Consider the following 5539-nt stretch of genomic DNA (forward strand, 5'->3'; position numbering starts at 1 on the left):
CGGGCGGCGGTGCTGGCCGCCGTCCCGGACGCCGTCGTGCACGGCTCCCCGGACCCCGCCCAGCGCCTGCCCGGGCTCCTGCACGTCACGGTGCCCGGCTGCGAGGGCGACTCCCTGCTCTACCTGCTCGACGCCCGCGGCGTGGAGTGCTCCACCGGCTCGGCGTGCACGGCGGGCGTGCCCCAGCCCAGCCACGTGCTGCGGGCGATGGGCCTAGACCACGACACCGCCCGGGGGGCGCTGCGCTTCAGCCTCGGCCGCACGTCGACCACGGCCGACGTCGACGCCGTCGCCGCGGCGATCGGCCCGGTCGTCGAGCGCGCGCGCACCGCCGGCCTGGCGCTGCTCGCGTGAGGGTCCTCGCCGCGATGAGCGGCGGCGTCGACTCCGCGGTCGCCGCCGCCCGGGCGGTCGACGCCGGGCACGACGTCGTCGGCGTCCACCTGGCGCTCGCGAAGGGGGCGGCCAGCAGCGGCGGGCGGGCTCGGGGCTGCTGCACCGTCGAGGACGCCCGCGACGCCCGCCGAGCGGCCGACGTCCTCGGCATCCCCTTCTACGTGTGGGACCTCTCCGAGCGGTTTGCTGCCGCGGTGGTCGACGACTTCGTCGCCGAGTACGCGGCCGGGCGCACCCCCAACCCGTGCGTGCGCTGCAACCAGGACATCAAGTTCGCCGCCCTGGCCGACCGGGCGCTCGCGCTGGGCTTCGACGCCGTCGCCACCGGCCACTACGCCCGCCGCGTCGACGGCCCGGCGGGCCCGGAGCTGCACCGCGCCGCCGACACCGCCAAGGACCAGTCCTACGTCCTGGCGGTGCTCGAGCCGCGGCGGCTGGCCACGGCGCTGTTCCCGCTCGGCGACGCCGCCCGCAAGGACGACGTCCGCGCCGAGGCCGCCGCGCGCGGCCTGTCGGTGGCCGACAAGGCCGACTCCACCGACATCTGCTTCATCCCCGACGGCGACACCCGCGCCTGGCTCGGCGCGCGGATCCCCGCCCGCCCCGGCGCCGTGCTGGACGCCGACGGGCGGGTCGTCGGCTCCCACGACGGCGCCGCCGGCCACACGGTCGGCCAGCGCCGCGGGCTGCGCCTGGGCGTGCCGGCCCCGGACGGGAGGCCCCGCTACGTCCTCGACGTCTCCGTGGCCGACAACACCGTGACCGTGGGCAGCGCGCAGGACCTCGCCGCCGACCGGGTCGAGGCCGAGCGCGCCACCTGGTGCGGGTCGGCGCCCCGGCCCGGCGACCGCCTCGGCGCGCAGCTGCGGGCCCACGGCGCCGAGCTGCCGTGCGTCGTCGAGCGGGTGGACGACGGCACGGACGACGGCACGGTCGTCGTCGCCCTGGCCGAGCCGGCGCGCGGCGTGGCCCCGGGCCAGCTGCTCGCCCTCTACGACGGCACGCGCGTGGTCGGCTCGGCGACCGTGCGCGCCGCCTCCCGGGTCGCGGTGACCGCGTGAGCGACGCCGAGCCGCTGAGCGAAGCCGAGCCGCTGAGCGACGCCGCCCCGCTGACCCCCCGGGCCAGCGGCACGGGCCCCTGGCCCGGCACCGACCCGCTCGAGGCCACCCGCACCGTGCTGGGCGAGCTGTCCGGCGACCTCGGCGTCCCCTTCCTGCCCGAGCTGCCCGCGCGCGGCCCCGGCGCCGACCCGGTCGGTCGCGCGGCCGGCCTGCTCGTCGACCTGCCGGTGGACCTGCAGCCGATGGGCTGGCGCCTGGTGGACCACCCCGGCCGCGACGCCAGCCGCACCCGCGGGATGTGGATGGCGGACACCGACGCGCTCGCCGAGGCCGCCGACGCCTACACCGGCCCCCTCAAGCTCCAGGTGCTGGGCCCGTGGACCCTGGCCGCGAACGTCTTCCTGCCGCGCGCCGAGCGGGCCGTGGTCGACGCCGGCGCGACGCGCGACCTGCTCGCCTCGCTCGCCCAGGGGATCGCCGACCACGTCGCCCACGTGCGCCGCCTCGTGCCCGGGGCCGACGTCGTGCTCCAGCTCGACGAGCCGGGGCTCCCCGCCGTCCTGGAGGGGCGCCTGCCCACCGCCAGCGGCTGGGGCCACCTGCCCGCCGTGGACGCCCAGCGCGCCCGCGACGGCCTGCGCGACCTCCTCGACGCCGTCGGCTGCCCGGTCGTCGTGCGCTGCGCCTCGGCCGGCGCGCCGCTGGGGATGCTGCGCGAGCTGCGCCCGGCGGGCCTGTCGGTCGACGTGGCCGGCCTCGGGAGCGCGGGCTGGGAGTCCCTGGCGACCGCCGTCGAGGCCGGGGTGGCGCCGTGGGTCGGCGTCCTGGCCCCGCCGAGCGACCCCGCCGCCGACCTGCCGCCCGTGGCGCCGGTCGTCGAGGCGCTCACCCGCCCCTGGCACGAGGTGGGCCTGGACCCCGTGGCGCTCCAGCCGGCGGTGCTCACCCCGGCCGGCGGGCTGGCGCGGCTCTCACCGGCCCGGGCGCGGGGCGCCCTGCGCCGGCTGCGCGAGGCCGCCGACGCCCTGGCCGAGGTGGCCGCAGGAGCCTGACCTGGGAAGATCGCGGCGTGAGCGAGCTGAGCGACGCCGACGGCCGGATCCCCGCGCAGGCCAGGCACGAGTGGGAGCAGGTGGCCGCGGAGGTCCGCACCCACCAGTTCGAGTACTACATCCGCGACGCGCCGACGGTCAGCGACGCCGAGTACGACGCGCTGCTGCGCCGTCTGGGCGAGCTCGAGGACGCCCACCCCGGCCTGCGCACGCCGGACTCCCCGACCCAGCGGGTCGGGGGCACCTTCTCCACCGAGTTCACGCCCGTGGACCACCTGGAGCAGATGCTCAGCCTCGACAACGTCTTCGACGAGGCCGAGCTGGCCGCCTGGGCCGCCCGCGCGGTGCGTGACGCCGGGACGGAGGAGAGCGCGATCGGCTGGCTGTGCGAGCTGAAGATCGACGGTCTCGCGGTGAACCTGCGCTACGAGCGCGGCCGGCTGGTCCTGGCCGCCACCCGCGGTGACGGGCGCACGGGCGAGGACGTGACGAACAACGTCCGCACGATCGCCGCCGTCCCCGACGTCCTCACCGGCGAGGGGCACCCCGAGGTCTTCGAGGCCCGGGGCGAGGTCTTCTTCCCCGTCGCCGACTTCGAGGCGCTCAACGCCTCGCTCGTGGACGCCGGCCGCGCGCCGTTCGCCAACCCGCGCAACGCCGCCGCCGGCTCGCTGCGCCAGAAGGACCCGCGGGTGACCGCCTCGCGGCCGCTGAGCATGATCGTCCACGGCCTCGGGGCCCGGGGCGGGCTCGCGCCGGAGAGCCAGTCCGCGACGTACGAGCTGCTGGCCTCGTGGGGGCTGCCCGTCTCGCGCCACTACCGGGTCGTGCACAGCCTCGCGGAGGTGCAGGCCTACATCGACGAGCGCGGCGCGCACCGCCACGACACCACCGAGGTCGAGCACGAGATCGACGGCGTCGTCGTCAAGGTCGACCAGGTCTCCCTGCAGCGCCGGCTCGGCGCGACCTCGCGGGCCCCCCGCTGGGCGGTGGCGTGGAAGTTCCCGCCGGAGGAGGTGAACACGAAGCTCCGCGACATCCGGGTCAACGTCGGCCGCACCGGCCGGGTCACCCCGTTCGCCTTCATGGAGCCCGTGCTCGTGGCCGGGTCGACGGTGTCCCTGGCGACCCTGCACAACGCCTCGGAGGTCAAGCGCAAGGGCGTGCTCATCGGCGACACCGTGGTGGTGCGCAAGGCCGGTGACGTCATCCCCGAGGTGGTCGGCCCGGTGGTGGCCCTGCGCGACGGCAGCGAGCGCGAGTTCGTCATGCCCACCCACTGCCCCGAGTGCGGCACCGAGCTGCGGCACATGCGCGAGGGCGACGCCGACCTGCGCTGCCCGAACGCCCGCACCTGCCCCGCGCAGCTGCGGGAGCGCGTCTTCCACGTCGCCGGCCGCGGGGCGTTCGACGTCGAGGCGCTCGGCTACGAGGCCGCCACGGCGCTGACCGTCCTGGACCCGGCCACCGGGCGCGGCGTGCTGCGCGACGAGGGGGACCTGTTCGACCTGACCGAGGACCAGCTCGTCGCGGTGCCGCTGTTCCAGCGGGCCGGCAAGGAGGGCGTGGAGCTCAACGCCAACGGGCGGCGCCTGCTGACCAACCTCGTCGCGGCCAAGGACCGCCAGCCGCTGTGGCGGGTGCTGGTCGCGCTGTCGATCCGGCACGTCGGCCCGACGGCGGCCCGCGCGCTGGCCCGCGAGTTCCGCTCGCTGCAGCGCATCGAGGAGGCCACCACCGAGGAGCTCGCCGCGACCGAGGGCGTCGGCCCGACCATCGCCGAGGCCGTGCGCGAGTGGTTCGCCGTCGACTGGCACGCCGAGGTGGTGCGCCGCTGGCGCGCGGCCGGCGTCCGGATGGAGGACGAGGCCGAGGTGGGCGTGGAGCGCACGCTGGAGGGCCTGACCGTCGTCGTCACCGGCAGCCTGGCCGGCTTCACCCGCGACGAGGCCAGGGAGGCGATCCTCGTGCGCGGCGGCAAGGCGTCGAGCAGCGTCTCGAAGAAGACCTCCTACGTCGTCGTGGGCGACGCACCCGGCACCAAGGCCGCGCGGGCCGAGGAGCTCGGGGTGCCGGTGCTCGACGAGGCCGGCTTCCGCGCCCTGCTCGCGGACGGCCCGGCCGCCGTGGCGCCCCCGGACGCCGACCCGGAGGCTCCTCCCGTGGACACGCCCGCCGATCCCGAGTAGGAAAGCGATCATGGACTCCGACCGCAGCGCCACCGCCACCGATCCGCGCGTGGCCGCCCTGGGCGCCGACCGAGCGCGCAGCACCGCGGCAGTCACCTCCGCGCGGGAGCAGCTCGAGGCCGTCACCGCCCGGCACGAGGCCGCCGTCTCGGCCCTCGCGCAGGCCAGGGAGAGCCGCAAGGTGGCCCGGGCGCAGCTGGCGCTGGCCGAGCGCGGGTACGAGGCGGCCAAGGCCGCCGCCGCGTCCCTCGAGGCGCAGGCGAAGCTGGCCGCCCAGCTCGTCGACCGAGCGAGCGCCGACGCCGACGAGGCCGCGGACCGCCACGAGGCGGCGCTGCGCAAGCAGGCGAAGCGCCAGGAGAAGGCGCAGAAGAGCGATGCCGCGGCCGCGGCGGAGGCCGCGAAGGCGAAGGGGGCGAAGCCCGGGAAGGCCGCGAAGCCGGGGAAGACAGGGAAGACGGGGAAGGCAGGGAAGACGGGGAAGGCCGAGAAGGCCGGGAAGGCCGAGGAGCCCGCGCAGAGCGAGGCGTCGACCCCGGTGGAGCCCGAGCCCGCTCCCGAGCCCACTCCCGAGCCCGAGGCGACGCCCGCGCCTGAGCCCGAGGCGACGCCGGAGCCCGAGCCCACACCCGAGCCCGAGGCGACGCCGGAGCCCGAGCCCACACCCGAGCCCGAGGCGACGCCGGAGCCCGAGCCCACACCGATCTCCGACGCGGAGGCCACGCAGGCCGACACGCTGCCGGTCCCCGAGGAGGCGCGCGCCCGGACGCCCCGCCGTCGCACTACGACCCGGTCCACGACCCGGTCCACCGGCACCCGCGCCGCGCGGTCCCGCACG

4 protein-coding genes and 1 pseudogene are annotated in these 5539 nt (G+C 77.5%); all 5 read left to right on the forward strand.

The window, feature by feature from the left end; all coding sequences use genetic code 11:
• On the forward strand, positions 1 to 354 hold a 354-nt coding region (locus tag AC5FZL_RS15170; protein ID WP_493619723.1), incomplete at its 5' end, for an aminotransferase class V-fold PLP-dependent enzyme.
• Positions 351 to 1457, forward strand: a complete 1107-nt coding sequence (mnmA, locus tag AC5FZL_RS15175; RefSeq protein ID WP_493619724.1) for a tRNA 2-thiouridine(34) synthase MnmA — start codon at positions 351 to 353, stop codon at positions 1455 to 1457. The genes AC5FZL_RS15170 and mnmA, both read left to right, overlap by 4 nt.
• Positions 1454 to 2512 (forward strand): uroporphyrinogen decarboxylase/cobalamine-independent methonine synthase family protein, encoded by a 1059-nt coding sequence (locus AC5FZL_RS15180; protein WP_493619725.1) that lies wholly within the window; start codon positions 1454 to 1456, stop codon positions 2510 to 2512. The genes mnmA and AC5FZL_RS15180 overlap by 4 nt, the downstream gene beginning before the upstream one ends.
• A 17-nt stretch (positions 2513 to 2529) precedes the next feature.
• Complete coding sequence (gene ligA / locus AC5FZL_RS15185; RefSeq protein WP_493619726.1) at positions 2530 to 4701, forward strand: NAD-dependent DNA ligase LigA; 2172 nt, start codon at positions 2530 to 2532, stop codon at positions 4699 to 4701.
• A gap of 10 nt (positions 4702 to 4711) precedes the next feature.
• Positions 4712 to 5539 (forward strand): annotated as a pseudogene (locus tag AC5FZL_RS15190) (hypothetical protein); the annotation flags it as partial.

It is taken from the genome of Quadrisphaera sp. DVD1 (assembly GCF_058932755.1).